The organism is Candidatus Eisenbacteria bacterium (genome assembly GCA_016867715.1).
Taxonomy (GTDB): domain Bacteria; phylum Orphanbacterota; class Orphanbacteria; order Orphanbacterales; family Orphanbacteraceae; genus VGIW01.
The window spans coordinates 1-18096 of sequence record VGIW01000024.1; the positions used below are offsets into that span (position 1 = coordinate 1).

General features: G+C 65.9%; 12 protein-coding genes. 8 read left to right on the forward strand and 4 right to left on the reverse strand.

The window, feature by feature from the left end; genetic code table 11:
- Window positions 1-171: 171 nt before the first annotated feature.
- Window positions 172-2049, forward strand: coding sequence for a hypothetical protein (locus FJY73_06340; protein ID MBM3320277.1), 1878 nt, complete (start codon window positions 172-174; stop codon window positions 2047-2049).
- 51 nt (window positions 2050-2100) lie between these two features.
- Here the strand turns inward: FJY73_06340 and FJY73_06345 are convergent, their stop codons facing one another.
- Window positions 2101-3723, reverse strand: a complete 1623-nt coding sequence (locus FJY73_06345; GenBank protein MBM3320278.1) for a glycosyltransferase family 39 protein — start codon at window positions 3721-3723, stop codon at window positions 2101-2103.
- A gap of 206 nt (window positions 3724-3929) precedes the next feature.
- Here FJY73_06345 and FJY73_06350 point away from each other — a divergent pair, with 206 nt between their 5' ends.
- The 4 genes from FJY73_06350 to FJY73_06365 all read left to right on the forward strand — a co-directional run bounded on the left by FJY73_06350 (window position 3930) and on the right by FJY73_06365 (window position 8261).
- Window positions 3930-5462: a YifB family Mg chelatase-like AAA ATPase gene (locus tag FJY73_06350; protein ID MBM3320279.1), complete on the forward strand. Its 1533-nt coding sequence runs from the start codon at window positions 3930-3932 to the stop codon at window positions 5460-5462.
- Between the two features lie 118 nt (window positions 5463-5580).
- Complete coding sequence (locus FJY73_06355; GenBank protein ID MBM3320280.1) at window positions 5581-6162, forward strand: ArsR family transcriptional regulator; 582 nt, start codon at window positions 5581-5583, stop codon at window positions 6160-6162.
- 471 nt (window positions 6163-6633) lie between these two features.
- Complete coding sequence (locus FJY73_06360) at window positions 6634-6885, forward strand: hypothetical protein (protein MBM3320281.1); 252 nt, start codon at window positions 6634-6636, stop codon at window positions 6883-6885.
- 533 nt (window positions 6886-7418) lie between these two features.
- Window positions 7419-8261, forward strand: coding sequence for a transposase (locus FJY73_06365; protein MBM3320282.1), 843 nt, complete (start codon window positions 7419-7421; stop codon window positions 8259-8261).
- 30 nt (window positions 8262-8291) lie between these two features.
- On the opposite strand, the gene FJY73_06370 is transcribed toward FJY73_06365, so the two are convergent.
- Genes FJY73_06370 through FJY73_06380 form a run of 3 tightly spaced genes read right to left on the reverse strand, consistent with a single transcriptional unit; the run spans window position 8292 to window position 14222 of the window.
- Window positions 8292-11369 carry an efflux RND transporter permease subunit gene (locus tag FJY73_06370; protein MBM3320283.1) on the reverse strand — a complete coding sequence of 1026 codons (3078 nt, stop codon included), beginning with the start codon at window positions 11367-11369 and terminating at the stop codon, window positions 8292-8294.
- 29 nt (window positions 11370-11398) lie between these two features.
- Window positions 11399-12949, reverse strand: coding sequence for an efflux RND transporter periplasmic adaptor subunit (locus FJY73_06375; protein ID MBM3320284.1), 1551 nt, complete (start codon window positions 12947-12949; stop codon window positions 11399-11401).
- Window positions 12950-12959: 10 nt separating this feature from the next.
- Entirely contained in the window at window positions 12960-14222 is a 1263-nt protein-coding gene (locus FJY73_06380) for a TolC family protein (protein ID MBM3320285.1), read from the reverse strand.
- 661 nt (window positions 14223-14883) lie between these two features.
- Between FJY73_06380 and FJY73_06385 the strand changes: the two genes are divergently transcribed.
- The 3 genes from FJY73_06385 (at window position 14884) to FJY73_06395 (ending at window position 18014) form a co-directional block, all read left to right on the forward strand.
- Entirely contained in the window at window positions 14884-16116 is a 1233-nt protein-coding gene (locus FJY73_06385) for a fused MFS/spermidine synthase (GenBank protein MBM3320286.1), read from the forward strand.
- Between the two features lie 246 nt (window positions 16117-16362).
- A complete protein-coding gene (locus FJY73_06390) occupies window positions 16363-16737 on the forward strand; it encodes a hypothetical protein (GenBank protein ID MBM3320287.1) in 375 nt (124 codons plus the stop codon).
- Between the two features lie 584 nt (window positions 16738-17321).
- Window positions 17322-18014 (forward strand): hypothetical protein, encoded by a 693-nt coding sequence (locus tag FJY73_06395; protein MBM3320288.1) that lies wholly within the window; start codon window positions 17322-17324, stop codon window positions 18012-18014.
- The last annotated feature ends 82 nt before the right edge of the window (window positions 18015-18096 follow it).

An 18096-nucleotide genomic window follows, 5' to 3' on the forward strand; every position in this document is an offset into this window, starting at 1 on the left:
GGAGAAGCCCACGGCGCGGGCGGGAGCGTCCACTCCCTTGGCGGCCGGCCGGGGAACCGGGTCCGCGTCCCTCGTGGAAGCCGTTGCGGCGGGCGCGGATCCTCGACGCGGTCCGGCCGTTCGGTCGGGCACGCGCCTTGCACGGCGGGGGTGCGGGGAAAGGAGGGCGCCGTGGGAATGAGGTTGCTCGGGCTCCTCGCCGTTCTGGCGGTCGCCGGAGGCTCGGGAGCCGCGCTCGGTTCGCACGCGGTCGACTCGTCGGGAACGCTCACGGTGGCCGTCGACACCACGGGCGGCTGGAGACGGGCCCTCGCGGGAGACACGGTCGTGGTTCCGGTCCGCGCGATCGGACGTTGGGCAAGGGGGGACGTGCTGGCGGTCCGGTGGAGCGCCCGCGGGGAGGAGGTCGGGAGCTTTCCGCTTCCGCCGCTCACGGGAGAAGACTCGGTCCTCTATCGAATCCCCGTCGCGCTCCCCTATGTGGAGGGGGAGGAGGAGTCGCTCGCGGTCGAAGCGCGAAGGGACTCGTCGCGAGGGGGTCTTCTGGCGAGGACGGTCGTTCCGATCGGGCCGACCACGGCGGGCGAGCCGTTCGCGATTCCGATCGATCCCGGACCGGCGGAGGGGATCGACCTTTGCTACCCGTTTCTTCTTGTGCGCGAGGCGGACGGCTTTCGCCTCTTCGATCTCGGGAGCGGTACCGAGGTCGAGGGGGCGGCGCGGAGCGGGCGCGATGCTTCACTCGGCAAAGGTTTCGCCCTCTACGAACGTCGGGGGCGGATCCACCGGCTCGAGATTGCGAGCGGGACGTCGCGGCCGATCTCCGATCCGAACTTTCCCGGGGCGCACCCAGCAGCGGGCGATTCCCTCTCCGCCTGGTTCCGAAGCTGCTGCGGGACGTTCGGAGAGATCTTCCTGCTCCCGGCTCAAGGCGAGGCGTTCTCCTTTCCGCTCGGGTTTCCTGCTTCCGGGCGCCCCTCGGTCCGCGCCGGACGGGCGGCGTGGCTCGAGAGCGACGGGGAGACGTGGGCGGTCTGGACGGCGAATCTCGCGACGCGCGGGCGCGCCCTCGTCCATCGGTCCGACGATTCGCTCCTCGCCCCTTCGGTCGGCTCCGAGGGGATCGCCTTTGCCGCACGGCGGGGAACCCAATGGGTGTTGCTTCTTCACCGCTTCGCCGAGGGGACGATCGACACGATCGCGGGCGGCGGGAGAGACCTACGCGATCCCGCCTTCGGGAGCGGGTTTCTCGCGTGGAGCGAGGAAGCGGGCGGGGAGCGGGATCTTCGCGGGCGGCGGCTCGCGGACGGCCGGGCGTTTCCGATCTCGCTCGCGCCGGGAAGACAGGGTCCCTTCGCCCTCGATGATTCCCTCGCCGTCTGGTTGGAGGAACGGGGGGAGGAGAGTGGGCTTCGCGGGCTCCGGATCCGCCTTCCGGTGGGACCCTCTCCCATCCTCCGGCTTCGGTTCCATCGCGCGCGTTTCGTTCGCGACCGGGTCCTTCTCGAGTGGAGCGTCGAGGGGCCCGTGGACCGGGCGCCGTACTCCGCCTTTCGCGACGACGGCGATTCGGGCGCCGGCGGCGTACTGGTCGCCCGCGGCGCTCTCGACGGTCCCGGCTACTACTTCTGCGAGGATCGAACGCTCCCCGCAGCGGGAGAGCGGCAGCGGGTTCGGTACTCCCTCTCGGTCGAGGTCCCTGGGGGACCTCTCCATTTCGGGCCCGTTGCCGTCCTCCTTCCGGATCGCTACGGCGCGCTCTCGATCGAACCGGAGGGTCCAAACCCGACGGCGGGGCCGGTTCGCTTCGCGATCGAGGTCCCCGTTGCGGTCGAGGGGATGGAGGCGGCGTTCTGCGTATACGACTGCGGCGGAAGAAGGATCCGCGATGTCGTGGCAGGCCGCCTGCGATCGGGGAGGGCGTCCGTCGTTTGGGACCGGAGGACCGAAAGCGGAAGGGAGGCGGCGGCCGGTGTCTACTTCCTTCGCTTCCGAGTGGGCTCCGCGTACACGGAGACGAAGAAGGTGATTCTTCTTCCATCCGGATAGCCGCGGATGGACGCCGCGCCGCGACGAGGAGAGCACCTCGTCGATCGGGAGTCAGTGTCCCGCGCCCGGCGCGTCATTCCTTCGAGACTGAAGTTTTTCGAGCTCGAGGCGCGCGGGGGTGAAGGCGGGGTTTTCGCGAAGGGCGTTCCGGAAAGCCCCCTCGGCCTCCGCGAGGCGCCCGGCGCGGGCGAAGAACGACCCCTGATTCCAGTAGACGAGATGGAGGCTCCCGGATCCTTTCCCCTCCTCGATCGCGCGCTCGAACGCTCTCTCCGCCCCCGCGAGATCCCCGCGGTCGGCGAGGAAGGTGGCGATCTCGGTCTCCTGTTTGACGAAGCCGCGGTACGCGAAGGGCTGCGCGCGCCCGAAGAGCCAGACCGCGACGAGGAGAAGGGCGGCGAGAGCGGCGCGCCGGAGGGCGCGGGCGCGGAGCATCTCGAGAAACCCGAGAAACCCGTGCGCGGCGAGGGGGAGAAGACCGACGACGATCGGGAGGCGGTAGCGCGCGGTCACGTAGAGGACGAGGAGCGAGAGGAGGTACGCGATCACGAATAGGTGAAGAAACCCGGTTCTTCTCCAATTGCGCGCGGAGAGCGCGAAGCCGAGAAGCGCGAAGGGAGAGATCCATAGGAACGAGGGAAGAAAGCCGCGGAAGATCCAGGAGACCCGCGCGAAGTACTTCTGGTCGTAGTTGTCCGGAACTTCGTAGCCGTTCCAGACGAGCCGGAACTTCCGCCCGATGAGGTGCGCCTCTTCCGCCGGATGCGCGCGCGCGAACGCGAGCGCCTTCCCAATCCAGAAGCTGGAGACTTCGGAGGGCTTCATCGGGCGCCCCGTTTCCCGCTCGGCGAAACGGGCGGCGTCCTCCTCCTCATGCTCCGGAACCGTGCGGATGTCGAAGGGGGGCGTGTGGATCCCGGTCGCGCGCGGGTTGTTCCCGACGTACACGTTGATCCCCGCGTCCGATTCGACGAGGACCCAGTCCCCTCCGACGACGCGGTTTCGGATCGTGACCGGAAGGATCGCGAGGCCGATTCCGAGAAGAAAGACGCCGGCGCGGGCGGCGGAGGCGCGCGCGAGGGGGCGCGGCTCTCGGAGGAGGAGCCACGCCGCGAGAAAGGGGACCCCGAAGAGGAGATTTCCGCGACCCGTGACGGCGATCCCGAAGAGAAGCCCCGCGAGGGCGATGCGAGCGAGGTTCTTTTCCCGAGCGGCGATCGCAAGCGCGAGGAGGGAAGCGGCGAGAAAGAAGATCTCGGCCACCGACTTCAGGATCATGAGGTCCATGAAGAGAAGGGGGGTGTAGAGGGCGGCGAGAAGCCCCGCGATGATGCCGCGCCGCAGAGAAAACACTTGAGATGTGAGCAAAAACAGGAAGACGCACGTGAGGGATCCGAGGACCGATTGGAGGATGCGGACGAGGAGGAGATCCCTGCCGAAGAGGGCGTAGAGCCCGCCGAGCATGTACGCGTAGAGGGGAGCCTGGTAGTAGACGCGCTCCCCCCAGAAATCGCCGGCCGCGATCTTCTGCGCCCAGCGGTCGTAGGAAGCCGGGTCGATCAGGAGGTTGTCGAAATAGGGGGAGGCGCGGAAGTCGCTGAGAAAGAGGAGCCGCGTCGCGAGCGCGACGATGAAGACGGCGAGCGCGGCGGCGATCTTTTCTCGATTCCGCATCGACTTCCCCCGAAGAACAGGAGGAACATAGCGAGTGGAGCTTCACGCGTCAATTCCGGCGGTTCCCCGCCGAAGGCGGCCGAGGCCCGCGGAAGAGGAAGAGGGGACGCGGATCGAGGTGCGCGCGCCCGCGGAAGAACACCCGCGGGTCGGACCGCGAGTTCGCCGTTCCCGGAAATCGCGCGGCGGTCCGACATCCGAACACGATGCTCGCCCGCGTTCTCTCTAGCGCGCTGATCGGGGTCGATGCGTACCGCGTGACGGTGGAAGCGGATCTCGGGGGCGGGCTCCCGGCGTTCTCGGTCGTCGGGCTCCCGGACGCGACGGTTCGCGAGTCGAGGGAACGGGTCGCGGCGGCGGTGAAGAACTCGGGTTTTCACTTCCCCGCGCGGCGGATCACCGTGAACCTCGCCCCGGCCGGCATCCGCAAGGAAGGCGCGCTCTTCGATCTTCCGATCGCGCTCGGGATTCTCGTCTCGTCGGAGCAGATCGACCCGTTCGGATCGGACGGGGTTCTCGCGGTCGGCGAGCTTTCGCTGAACGGGAACCTTCGGCCGGTGCGCGGCGTCCTCTCGATGGCGATGCTCGCCCGCCGGCTCCGCATCGGAGCGATTCTCCTCCCTCCGGAGAACGCGGAAGAGGCGTCGATCGTCGAGGGGATCGGGGTCTATCCGGTCCCCTCGCTCCGCGAGGCGATCGAGCATCTCCGCGCGCCGGAGAAAGCCTCTCCCTACCTTCCGACCGGCGGATCCGAGGACGGTTCGAGCCCCTTTCTCGACCTCGAGGATGTCCGCGGGCAGGAGCAGGCGCGCCGGGCGGTCGAGATCGCCGCGGCGGGCGGACACAACTTGCTCTTCATCGGGCCGCCCGGCTCCGGAAAGACGATGATCGCACGGAGAATCCCCTCGATCCTTCCGGAGCTGACCCGAGAGGAATCGCTTGATGTCACAAGAATCTATTCGGTCGCGGGGCTTCTCTCGGCCGGCTCGTCGCTCGTCCGGAGGAGGCCGTTTCGCGCGCCGCATCACTCGACGTCCGATGCCGGACTCGTCGGCGGGGGCGCGTATCCCCGTCCGGGAGAGGCGTCGCTCGCGCACCACGGCGTCCTCTTCCTCGACGAGCTCCCCGAGTTCAAGAAGAACGTGCTCGAGCTTCTTCGCCAGCCGCTCGAGGAGGGGAGCGTCCGCATTGCCCGCGCGGCCGTCTCTCTCGTCTTTCCTTCCGCCTTCATGCTCGCCGCGGCCATGAACCCCTGTCCATGCGGCTATTGGGGAGATCCGCGCTGCACATGCACGCCGGGGGAGATCCAGCGGTACGCGAGCCGGGTGTCGGGGCCGCTTCTCGATCGGATCGACATTCATGTCGAGGTGCCGCGGGTCGCCTACAACGATCTCGCCTCGATCGCCCCGGGGGAGCCGTCGCGGGCGGTGCGGGAGCGGGTCGAACGCGCCCGGATGGTTCAACAGTCAAGGTTCGCGTCGATTCCCGGCGTGTTCACGAACGCGCGGATGGAATCCCGCGAGCTCCGGCGCTTCGCGTCGCCTGACGAAGAAGGACGCCGCCTCCTCCGCGCGGCGATGGAGAAGCTCGGTCTCTCGGCCCGCGCGCACGACCGGATCCTTCGCGTATCAAGAACCATCGCGGATCTCGTTGGAAGCGAGCACATCCGCGCCCCGCATCTCGCCGAGGCGATCCAATATCGCTCGCTGGATCGACCGCGCTGGAGGGAGGGGGGATGAGGATCGGTCAGGAGGCAACGTGTTCAGTTTTAGGAGGTTGTTTCGTTGCGGCAAGGTGCTTGACTTTCGTACACAATAGTTGCACGATTGTGCCGAAAAGTGGCAGGGAGGCACGGTCGTGGTCGAATGGCTCTTCCCGAGGACCCGGTGGATGATCCTGAGGGAGTTCTTTTCCCGGCCGGTACGGGAGCTGCATGTCAGCGAGTTGATCCGTTTGGCCGGTGGCGGCAGTGCCGCTGTCCAGAGGGAGCTTCGTCAATTCACGGAGGCGGGGCTCCTGATCCGAACGCGTGTCGGCAATCAGGTGCGCTATCGCGCGAATCCGAACCACGCCCTCTACCCGGAACTCCGATCCCTCGTTCTGAAGACCGTGGGTCTGGTCGATGTCTTGCGGGAGAGTCTCGAGGGGATCCCTGGAATCGATGTCGCCTTCGTCTGCGGAAGCATCGCGAAAGGCGAAGACCGGACGGACAGCGACATCGACTTCGTCGTGATCGGCGGGGTGTCCCTCAGGAAGCTGGTCGGCTCGCTCGCGCCTGCGCAGCAGAAGCTGAAATGGGAAATCAACCCGACGTTGTACCGGCCGGGGGAGTACAGGGAGAAGCTCGCCGCGCGAAACCACTTCCTCGAACAAGTTGTGAAGGGTCGCAAGCTGTTCGTGGTGGGGGAGGAGAGTGACCTTCAGCGATTGGCTGAGTGATCGCTGAGACGAGATCGTCCCTGAGGCCACAAGTTGGGAGGAGATCGGCCATCTCCTCGCCGTGGTGGATCGGGAGCTCGGTGATTCGGAGAGCGCCCGTTCGTTGGATGGAAGATTCGTTCATGCCTGCTGGGCGTGTCTGACCGTGGCGCGGACGGCGCTCCGAGCGTGCGGATACCGGTTGCGCTCCGTCGCCGGCCACGTACGCACGATCGAGTCGCTGGAGCACACGATGGATGTCGATCGGGAGAATCTAGGGCAGCTCCGAACATTCCGGGCTAAGAGGGCACGCGCCGATTACGAGATGACCGACACCGTCACCCAAGCAGACCTCGGTGAAGCCCGCCGGCTCGCCCGTAATCTTGCAGAGAGACTCCGTGCTTGGCTGCGCGACGAACACCCGGACCTGCTCCGCTGATCCACAAGCGGGCGGAGATGGTGCTACCGGACCGAAACAGTTGACGGTCCAAGTTGCGGAACTACCCCGGTGCCTTCACGAACGCGCGGATAGAATCGCGCGAGCTCCGCCGCTTCGCGGCACCCGACGACGATGGGCGGAAGCTCCTCCGCGCGGCGATGGAGAAGCTCGGCCTCTCGGCGCGCGCGCACGACCGGATTTTCCGCGTGGCGCGCACCCTCGCCGACCTCGACTCGAGCGACGCTGTCCGCGCCCCGCACCTCGCCGAGGCGATCCAATATCGATCTCTCGATCGACCGCGGTAGAGGGACGGTGGATGAGGGGAGAATCCTCTTTCGGGGACGTAGTTCCGCTGTTTCCGTTTCTAAGTCCCCGCGGTGTCTCACGGCTCTTCCGCAATCGTCGTTTCTCACCCACCCGCTCATGGAGCGCACATGCCGAGTCAGCCTCGAATCGACATTCCTGGTTTGCTTCACCACGTTCGCGTCCGCGGGATCGAGTGTGGCCTCCTGTTCCGGTCCGACGGCGATCGGGAAGACTTCTTGGATCGTCTCAGGGCTGTCTGCGAGGAGGATGCCGCGTTCGTCTACGCTTGGTGCCTAACCTTGATCCGACAGAAACTCGACCGGTGTCTTCCCGGCCGGGGCCCGGGGCGAGGGGGTGCCGGCAGAGACACCCCGAGCGCCGGGCTCACGACACGGTGCCGGGCCGGCAAGGCCCGGCGCGCTCGGGAACTCGCCGGTTCACCCCCTCGCCCCGTGCCCCGGCGGCCCTGCAAGGAGCACACTTCTGACGGATTGAGGTTAACCGAGTGACCCCTTCTGCTACATAGGATCTAATGCCCAATCACGTCCACCTCGCTATCCGCGCGGGCACACAACCCCTCTCGAGGATCATGCAGCGTCTCTTGACCGGGTACGCAATTCGGTTCAACAAGACGCATCTGAGAGTGGGCCATCTCTTCGAGAACCGCTACCGCTCGAAGGTGGTCGATGAGGAGCCGTACCTGCTCGCTTTGGTCCGATACATTCATCCGAACCCCGTGCGTGCCGGCATCGTGCCCGACCTCGCCGGGCTCGAGTCGTACCCATGGAGCGGCCACGGCACACTCGTGGGGAAGGTCGAGCGCTCCTGGCAGGATACGGAGGCGGTGTTGTCTCGGTTCGGGAGCAGGGTCGGGCCCGCACGCGAGCGCCTCGAAGGTTTCATGCGATCGGATGCGGCGCGAGCGGACGTCAAGACGTTTGCTGGCGGCGGGACTTTGAACGCCGAGGAGGATCGGCGGGGTCGTTCGAGGACAGGAACGGGATCGAATAAAGTCCGTGACAATCGGATCCTGGGCGAAGGGCGATTCGTGGTGTCCATACTCGGGCAAGCGGAAGAGGAGGCACGGGAGAGATCCCTTCCGGTAGAAGAACGCATGAGAGAGTTCGAGGAGATTCTGAACACAATCCCGGCCACCTACGGACTCTCCATCTCAGAAATCACTGGCGGCGGGCGACGAAGGAGCGTCCTGCAAACGCGGAGTATCGCCTGCCACTTGGCGGTCCACAAACTGGGCCCTTCGGTAGCCGCTCTATCCCGCGAACTCCGTGTCTCGCCGTCCAGCGTCCTTCGGGCCGCGGAGCGAGGTGCGACGATGCTCGACCGGTCGGCCCTGAAAGAGGAAGATCCGCGCTGAACCGAACGTACGGAACTACATCCCCGAGGGCTACCTCCTTCCCCACTTGACGAAGAGCGCCGGGACAACGACGAGGTTCAGAAAGGTCGCCGAGAGAAGCCCTCCGAGAATCACGATCGCCATGGGAGACTCGAGCTCCGAGCCGGGCTTGTCGCCGGCGAGCGCGAGAGGTACAAGCGCAAGGCCGGTCGTCAGGGCCGTCATGAGGATCGGGCTCAGGCGTTCCAAAGAACCCTGCACAACCGCCTGGTGGAGAGGAAGATGCTCCTCGTCGATCAGGTGATTGTAGTGGGACACCATCAGGATTCCATTCCGCACGGCGATTCCGAACAACGTGATGAACCCGACGAGGGAAGCGATCGAGATCACGTCGGCGGTGAAGAAGATACTCACGATCCCACCGATCAGCGCGAGGGGGAGGTTCACCATGACGAGGATCGCCTGCCGGAAGTTTCCGAACTCGAGATAGAGGATGACGAGAATGGCGACGATCGAAAAGACGCTGAGGAGCGTCACCGTCCGACTCGCCCTCTCCTCGCTCTCGAACTGTCCTCCGTACTCGACGAAGTAGTCCTGGGGCAAGTCGACACGGTTCTCGATCCTCTCGCGAATCTGCTCGACGGTGCCACGCAGATCCCGTCCCGCTACATTCGCCTGAATGACGATCTTCCGCATGACGTTCTCTCTGCTGATGTAGTTCGGTCCCCGGTCGACCCGAATGTCCGCGACCCGTTCCAGGGGCACGGGCCCTCCGACGGGCGTGTCGATGAGGGCCTTCCGGACCGACTCGAGATCGTTTCGATACAGGGGGGCGTACCGAACCAGGAGATCGTGCCGGTGTTCGCCTTCGTAGATCTGAGACGTTCGGGCTCCCAGAAAGGCGACGTCGATCAGCTCGTCTATGTCGGATGAGCGAAGTCCGTACATGGCCATTCGCTCCCGGTCGGCTTGGATCCGGACCTGAGGAACATCGGTCTGCTGATCGACGAATAGATCGACGAGGCCGTCGATCTGTTCCATCTCGGCGCGAATCCTCTCGGCATACGTGCGGAGCTGATAGAGGTCGGGTCCGAACAGTTTCACGGCGATCGCGGCACGCGTGCCGGAGAGCATGTGATCGATCCGGTGGGAGATCGGCTGGCCGATCGTGATGTTCATCCCGGGAACGATCGCCAGATCTTCCCGTAGCTCCGCCAGAAGCTCCTGCTTCGAAGTGCGGGAGAGGTCGACCTGAACCTCGAGTTCGTGAGCATGCGAGCCCAAGGAGTGTTCGTCGAGTTCGGTGCGCCCGGTCCGGCGGGCGGTGGAGACAACAGCCTCGTGGGAGAGGAGGATCTCTTCGACCATGCCGCCCAGATGATCCGACTCCTCGAGGGAAGTGCCGGGGAGTGTCGCCAGAGAGATGTTCAGGGTGCCCTCGTTGAACTCGGGGAGGAAGGTCCTTCCGAAGAAGGGGAGAGCGACGAGAGAGGCGACCACGAGGACGGCGGAGGCCCCGATGATGCCGCCCTGGTGCTTCAAGAAGTAGCGCAGGCTCGGCTCATAGACCGCCTTGAGCTTCCGAACCGTCCAACTCTCTCCGCGGTCCTTTCGCGCCGAGACGTTCCGGAGAAGAAGGGAGCTGAGCGCAGGAGTCACGGTAACGGCGACGAGCAGCGATGCGAGGATCGAGACCACGTAGGCGAATCCGAGAGGTTTCAGCATGCGTCCTTCGACACCGCTCAGAATGAAGAGCGGGATGAAGACGACGACGACGATGAAGGTCGCCATGGCGATCGGCGATCGGACTTCGCTCGACGCGGCGGCCACGACCGTTCCGAAGGGACGGCGTGCGGACTCCGGCTGCTCGGCGTTCTGGCGCACGCGACGGTACACGTTCTCCACGTAGATGATCGCGTCGTCCACGAGAACACCGATGGCGATCGCCATCCCTCCGAGGGTCATCGTGTTCACCGAGAACCCCAGCATGCGAAGGACGAGAAAGGCGACGACAAGGGAGAGGGGAATGGCGAGAACCGAGATCACCGTGGTCCGCACATTGAGAAGAAAGAGAAACAGAACCAGAGTGACGAGAATCGCCCCGTCGCGGAGCGCCTTGACCACGTTGTCCATCGCGACCTCGATGAAGTCGGCCTGTCGGAAGATGTCGGTGTGCAAGGTGATGTCGGCCGGGAGCCCGCTTCGGAGGTTCTGAAGGATATCCAGTATCCGCCCGGTCAGGGCGAGGGTGTTCGCTTCGGGTTGCTTGGCAATCACCAGAAGAACGCCGTCCCGGTTGCTGATCGAGGCGGTGCCGAGGCGGAACGCGGGGGCGATCGTCACCTGGGAGATGTCCTTCACGAGGACGGGGACGCCGTTCTCGACGGTGATGACCGTGCTCTCGATATCGGCGACGCTTCGGACGCGCCCGAGTCCTCGGATGAGGTACTCCTGGCCCGACTCGACGAGGATTCCGCCGGTGGCGTTGATGTTCGATTCCGCAACGGCCTCCCGGACCTTGTGAAGAGTGAGACCCCTCGCGGCGATCTTGTACGGATCGACGCCGACCTCGTACTGCTGGCGTTCGCCGCCGTAGACGAGGACCTGGGAAACGCCCGGGACCGACTGGATCCGCCGTGCGATGGTGAAGTCCGCGAGCGTGCGGAGTTCCATCGGAGAGGTCGTTTCGGATGTGAGCCCGACCAGCATGATCTCGCCCATGATCGAGGTGATGGGCGCCAGCACCGGCTGGTCCACGCCCTCGGGAAGCGTGTTGCGGACGGTGTTGAGCTTCTCGCCGACGATTTGGCGCGCCACGTAGATGTCGGTTCCCCAATCGAACTCGACCCATGTGGTAGAGAGTCCCTGGATCGAGTTCGAGCGCACGCGCCGGACTCCGGAGGCTCCGTTCACCGCCGTCTCGATCGGGAAGGTCACGAGATTCTCGACCTCCTCGGCCGCCATGCCGTGGGCCTCGGTCAAGATCGTGACGGTCGGTGCCGTGAGATCGGGAAAGACGTCGATGGGCATATCGAGGGTGACGATCGTGCCGACCACGAGTGTGGCAAGCGCTGCGAGGAGCACGATGAGTCTGTTGCGCAGACTGGTCTGCATCAGCTTGTCCAACATGATTCCGTCTTCCTTTCCGCCGGTCTGCGCTAATGCGCGTGCCCGTGACCGATTGCGGCCGAGGTGGACGCCAGCTTGACGAAATACCCTCCTCGCGTGACGACTCGCTCGCCGGGGCGTATCCCGTCCTCGATGCCCACCCATCCGGCATCGTGCGGTCCTTTGGTCACGGGACGCTTCTCGAACGACTCGCCGCCTGTCTGCACGAAGACAACATCCAGCCCACCGTCTTCGAACAGGGCGCTTCTTGGAACAGCCACCGCCCATCTTCCGTCGCTCGCATACAGCTCGATCGGAGTCGATTCGTGGATGGTGAGACGGCCGTCTCGGTTGACCACTTGGAGGAGAACGGGAATCGTTCGGGTGACCGGGTCTAGGGACGCGCCGGTCGTGAGGACCTTCATGTCCTCTTCCGGAATCGTCCAGCCGCCGGATTCGCCGTCCGCGTTGACGTAAGCCCCGACGGGGCGCCCGAGACCGCGGAAGTCGCTCTCGTAGACGTTCACTCGGAGCCAAACGAGCGCGGGATCCACGATCGCCATCAGCTTCTCTCCAGCCCTCACGCGCTGTCCCGCACGAACGGCCCAGTCGATGATCTTCCCGCTGATGGGTGCCTCGAGGGTGAGGACGTCGGGTCCGCCGCCGCCTGCGAGCCGGTCGTGGCCCGCCCGGCTCACGAGGAAGGCGTTGCGGGCGAGCTCGAGCTCCCTCTCCGAGATCGCCTCTCTCTCGCGAAGGCGCTGGGCCCGTTCATAGTCCCGCTCGGCCTGCTCGAAGGCGAGGCGGGCCGAGGCCCACCCCTCCCCTTGCACGGGGGGGGCGATCGAAGCGAGAGGATCCCCTCGTCGGACGACGGCTCCGGGAAGCGCCCATCGGCCGTTCTCGGGAGCGCGGATGACCCCATCGACGGGAGCGACGATCTCCGCATAGGCGTCCGGGCTCGGGAGAACTTCACCGATCGCCCATACGGCCCGCTTGACCTCTCGCATTTCCGCATCCGCGGTGGCGAAGGGCACCTTCCACTGCTGCTCTTTCAGGAAGGTGATCTCGTCGAAGCCGCTCTCGTCTTCCGGGGACGGGATACCTGCTCGGTCACGGAAGACGCGAAAGTCGTCGATCGTGAAGGTGGCCGGCGACTCGAGTCCTCGGTACGTCAGGGTGAAGGCGTACTCGCCCTCCTCGGGAAGGTTCACCGTAGGAGCGAAGATCCCCTCTCGAAGGAGTTCCTCCTCCACGAACTCGTGCTTCTTCCCGTGAGCCGATTCGAATCGAAGTGCCACGCTTCCTGCCCGAACCGGTTGGAATCGATCGAGAACGGTGAGATGGATGATGAAGCGTCCGGATTCGCCGGCGACGAGGACGGGGTACTCCATGAAGAGCTCCATCTCGTCCGTCCATTGGGTAACCGCCACGGTAGGCGCTTCTCCCGAGTGCCCATGATCGTCGTGGGTCGCCTGGTCGTGGGCGTGGCCGCCGTCCGAATGATCATGGGATTCATCCGCGTGGTCGGAAGAACAGGAGACGAACCCCGCAAGCGCAAGCCCGAGCGACCAAGCGTAAAGGAGTTTCGGAAATCGCATGTCTGCTCTCCTATGATTCGAAGGAGACCAGGTCGGTCCCCGTGAGCGACTCGAGACGGAAGAGGTTCGCGTAGTAGGAGCCGAGCAGGTCGTAGTAATCCTCAAGACCCGCGACCTCGATCTGAATCGCGTTCAGCAGCGCATCGAGCGAAAGGACGCCCTCTTCGTAGGCGTACACGAGATCGGCCGCGACGCTCGGCTTCCTTTCCAGACGGTCGGCGATCGACGAGAGGAGATCGCGGGTCTGCTCGATCGTTCGAACGAGCGTTTGGATCTCCCCGGCGAGCCGGGATCGACGGATCTCGAGATCTTGCTCCACCACGACGCGTTCCGCTTCGTGACTCCGCGAGGCGGCCGGATTCCGGTCGAAGAGGGGCAGGCGAAGGGCTCCGCCGAGGACGTATCCGTCGTGGGCGTCCTCGATCCGCTTGTACCCTCCGTACAGCGTGAATCCGGGGAGGAGGCTGGGGCGGGAGGCATTCGCGCGAAGACCGAGCGCGTCCCGCAGGAACTCCCGAGCCTGCAGGCCCGGCTGACCGGCGGAGAGTCGCACGAGCTGTTCCACGGGAGGGAGGTCGACCGCGTGAAAGGTAATCGGCGTGGCGAGGCGGACGCTGTCGTAAGCGGAGAAGCCCATCTCAGCCGCCCACGACGCCGCCAGTTCCCCTCTCGACTCGATCGCGGCGATCCGCTGAGTCTCGAGAGAGAGGGCCGCGAGTCTCATCAAGTGCCCTCCCGCTCCGGAGATCTCTCCCTCGGCGTGCTTGCTCTCCGCCGCCGCTGACGCTTTTCTGACGGCCTTTTCGATGTGGGCGTGCCTCTCGAGGTAGACGTCGAGCAGTCGGAGGCGGACATACCCGGACTTCAGGTCGGCGAGGAGATCCGCGCTTTCCTGCTCGATTCGCGCTCCGGTGGCCCGGACCTCCGCCGCCCAGCTCCGGCGGCGCTGCCCGTGGGAGAGAGGTTCGGAGAACTGCTTCTCCAGCGTGAGCTGCCACTCGCGCGAGGTTTCGACTTCTTCGCGATCGTGGGCGAGCTCGGGATTCGTCCATTGGAGGGCCATGTCCCGTTCCGCCTCGATCTTGAAAAGTTCCTGCACGAGAATCCGAGCACGCGGGCTCCGATGCCGCATGAGGTCCTCGATGTCGTCGAATCGGATCGAGAGGTCGTCCGCCCACGCCGTCGGAGGGGGGATCGGTCCGCAGGACGCGATCCAGAGAACCCCCAACGCAAAGAGGGCGGAGGTGACCGATGGTTCTGTTCGGCACGGCATAGAGTTCGTCCTCCGTCGTTCGGATGGAACGTCCGTTTCGAGTTTCGGTCGACCGAAGATGATCAGCGAGCGAAGGGCGGAGCGCGCGGCCCGGGGGAGGCGATCCACGGGGAACGGACCGAACAACCGGAGCGCGCGGCGGCCTCCAAGGGGACAGGATCCGCATCGGGGGCCTCCCAACACGGCTGAATCAGGGCGGGTCGAGAGACCTGCTTCAAGTCGGGGAGGTTCCGGTGGATCGAATGGGGTTCGATGTGCTGAGTGAGTTCATGGTGATGATGAGAGGTGCCTGACGGATTCTCCTTCCGGTCGGCATTCTCGTGAGGCGGCTGGTGATGGGTCGTGTGGGAAGGAGGGGTGGGGTGCGGTTCGGGGTGCCCATGGGGGAACGCCTGAACGGCGTAGATCAGAAGCAGGACCAGGGCGATGAACGCCTGGTGCCCCCTCATGCGCCTGGTGAACTCAACCCACATGAACACAAAGATAATCGATCTCTTGCCCGATTCAATCGTTTTCCCACGCCTCCCGCATTGGCCGGTCGGACCGAAAGGAGGCGAGTCGCAGACGCGAAACGCGCGAACCCCGTCTCCGATCCGTTGACACCCGGGAGCCGCCCGGCTAGCGTCCTCTCGATGTCCCGGTCCTGATCGGAGGGTTCCTCTTGCGCCATCGCACGCGAACCGTCGCTCTTCTTCTCTTCGGGTCCGGCTTCTCTGCGCTCGTCTATCAAGCGGTTTGGCTTCGCGAGTTTCGCTTGGTCTTCGGCGCCTCCACCCCGGCCTCCGCGGCGGTGCTCGCGATCTTCATGGCGGGGCTCGGGTTCGGAGGCCTCGCGCTCGGACGGCGCGCGGATCGCGCCCTGAACGCGCTTCGCTTCTACGGCCGTCTTGAGATCGGGATCGCCGTGTGCGCGGCGCTCTCGCCGGGGCTCTTCCTTCTCGTCCGCCGGCTCTACGTGCTGACGGGCGGCTCCCCCTCGCTCGGCATCGAGGCGGCCACGGTCGCGCGGCTCCTCCTTTCGGCGATGGTGATCGGCGTCCCCACGTTCCTCATGGGAGGGACCCTTCCGGCGGCGGCTCGCGCGGCGGCGACCGACGAGGATCGGAACCGGACGGGGGTCGCCCTTCTCTACGGCGCGAACACGCTCGGGGGGGTCGCGGGCGTTCTCCTCGCCACGTTCTTGATGCTTGAAGCGATCGGGATCCGCGAGTCCCTCTGGGCCGCATGCGCGCTGAACGGCGCGATCGGGCTTCTCGCTCTTCGCATCGCTCGGTCCGCTCCCGCCGCCGCGGATCGGTCCGCCTGCGAAGAAGACTCGCGGATCATCGTCGACTCCAATCGCCGCCCGGCCACGCTCCTCGTCCTCCCCGCCGCCGGTTTCGTCGGCTTCGTCTTTCTCGTGATGGAGATCGTCTGGTATCGGATGCTCGGGCCCCTTCTGGGCGGATCGACGTACACGTTCGGCCTCATCCTCGCGCTCGTGCTTCTCGGAATCGGCGCGGGCGGAGCGCTCTATGCCGTCGTCGGCCGGCGGCGGCTCGCGTCGCTCGAAACGTTCGCTCTCACCGGCGCGCTGGAAGCGGCGTGGATCGCGCTCCCCCTCGCTCTCGGCGACCGAGTCGCTCTTCTCGCGCTTCGCTTGCAACCCTTCGGCTCCGAGGACTTCTTCCCGCGCATCCTGGTCTGGTCGGCGGTCGCGTCTCTCGTCGTTCTTCCCGCCGCGCTCGTCTCGGGTTATCAGTTCCCGCTCCTCGTCGCGCTCCTCGGCGAGGGAAGGAAGAAGGTGGGGCGCGAGGGCGGCCTCGCCTACGGGTGGAACACGATCGGCGCGATCGCCGGCTCGCTCGCGGCCGGGTTCTTTCTTATAGAGACCCTCACAGCGCCCGGAACATAGAGGCTCGCGGTTCTTCTCCTTCTCGCGCTCTCGGCCGCGGCACTTGTCCTTGCCGTTCGAGAAGGGAAGCGCTTCCGCTCGATCCTTCTCCCCGGGATCGTCTGGGGGATCGCGCTCCTTCTTCTTCGAGGACCCGGTCCGACCGCCGCGTGGCGGCACACGCCGATCGGCGCCGGCCGGGTCAAGCTTCCGGATGCGACGAAGAACGGCCAGCGCAACTAGCTCCACGCGGGGCGCCGCGGCATCGTGTGGGAGGCGGAGGGCCGGGAGAGCAGCGTCGCGCTCAAGACGACGTCGGGCCTCGCGTTCCTCATCAACGGGAAGAGCGACGGAAACGCCCGGCTCGACGCGCCGACGCAGGTCATGTACGGCATGGTGGGGGGGATCCTCCGTCCCGACCCGAGGCGTGCGCTCGTGATCGGCCTCGGGACCGGGAGCACGGCCGGATGGCTCGCATCGATACCCACGATAGAAACAGTCGATGTCGCGGAGATTGAACCAGCAATTCTCGAGGTCGCAAGAGCTTGTTCCTCGGTGAACCGCGGCGCGATGGAGAACCCGAAGGTCCGGGTCTTCGTCGGGGACGCCCGCGAGATCGTGCTCGTCTCCCGGGATCGATAAGACCTGATCACCTCGGAGCCCTCGAATCCGTACCGGGCCGGCATCGCGGACCTCTTCACGGCCGAGTTCTACCGCGCCGTCTCCTCGCGTCTCTCCGACGGCGGCCTCTTCCTGCAGTGGCTCCAGGCGTACGAAGTCGACGGGCAAACGATCCGAACGATCTATGCCACGCTCGCCTCGGTCTTCCACTATGTCGAGACGTGGCAGACCAAGGTCCACCACCTTCTCCTTGTCTGTTCCCGAACACCGATCGAGTACGACGCTCCCGCTCTCCGCGACCGATTGGAGAAGAGCCGTACGCGTCCGCCCTCGCCTCTGCGTGGCGCGCGCACGGTCTCGAGGGGTTCCTCTCCCGGTTCGTCGCGGGCCATCCTCTCGCGAGGCGCGCCCCCCTCTGGGGACCTTCGCCGATCAACACGGACCATCGTCCGGCGGTCGAGTTCGGCTTCGCGCGCACGGTCGGCCAGAGCGGTCTTCATCACATCGAGGAATTGAGAAGGAGCGCCGTTTCGTATTCCGAGCACCGTCCGGAGCGAACGCGCGGCCGGGTCGATGGGGAGCGGGTTACGAAGGAGCGCCTCGGAATGTATATCCTTCAAGGGATTCGGCCGCCCCTCGAGGCGCGGGCGGGGGGCGCGGCGGCCCTTCGAGCGGAAGCGTACGGTCTCTACGCGGACGGAGACATCTCGGGCGCTTCCCGGGCTCTCCTCGACGACGAAGACCCGGAAGCTCTCGGGATGATGGAGCGGACCGTGCGGGCGCACCTTCTCGCCGAGGCGGGGTCGGCCGAGGCGGGGAGCTGGATCGAACGGGTGCGAGGGGCGCACGCCGCCGACGCGGAGGTTCTCGAGGCGCTCCTCTTGTGGAGAGGGGGGAGGCGCGAGGAGGCGGCGGCGCTTCTCGCGCGGGCGTTCGGGACGTGCCGGCGCGATCCGTGGGCGCTTCCGCATCTGGTCGAACGGGGCCTCGATCTCGCCGTCGAGATGGCCGAGGCGGACGCCGCTAAGGCGCGGATCCTGTTCGACGCGCTCGGCGATCCCTTCGCGGCGTTCGTCCTCGACGAGAAGCGCCTCACCGCGCTCGTTCAGATTGGGTGCGCGCTCGGCCCGGAGGCGCTTTCCACCGCCATCGTGCCCTGGGAGCCGCACGTTCCCTGGGAAGATGCGTTCCTCGCCGAGAGGGCGGAGGCCTATCGCCGCGCCGGGCATCCGCTCGCGGATCGCGCGGAGAGGGAGCGTGCGAAGTTCACAAGAGCCGCGCGAGAGTCCGGCTCCTGAGCGCGGAGACACCTCGTGCGGAGAGCGTTGGTTGTCAGCGGAACATCCAGAACTCGTCCGTGGATTCTGGCGAAGTCCCCAG

Coding starts and splice junctions, on each gene's coding strand:
- FJY73_06345 (MBM3320278.1), bottom strand. CDS start 3,723: ATGCGGAATCGAGAAAAGATCGCCGCCGCGCTCGCCGTCTTCATCGTC.
- FJY73_06350 (MBM3320279.1), top strand. CDS start 3,930: ATGCTCGCCCGCGTTCTCTCTAGCGCGCTGATCGGGGTCGATGCGTAC.
- FJY73_06365 (MBM3320282.1), top strand. CDS start 7,419: ATGCCCAATCACGTCCACCTCGCTATCCGCGCGGGCACACAACCCCTC.
- FJY73_06370 (MBM3320283.1), bottom strand. CDS start 11,369: ATGTTGGACAAGCTGATGCAGACCAGTCTGCGCAACAGACTCATCGTG.
- FJY73_06375 (MBM3320284.1), bottom strand. CDS start 12,949: ATGCGATTTCCGAAACTCCTTTACGCTTGGTCGCTCGGGCTTGCGCTT.
- FJY73_06380 (MBM3320285.1), bottom strand. CDS start 14,222: ATGCCGTGCCGAACAGAACCATCGGTCACCTCCGCCCTCTTTGCGTTG.
- FJY73_06395 (MBM3320288.1), top strand. CDS start 17,322: ATGTATATCCTTCAAGGGATTCGGCCGCCCCTCGAGGCGCGGGCGGGG.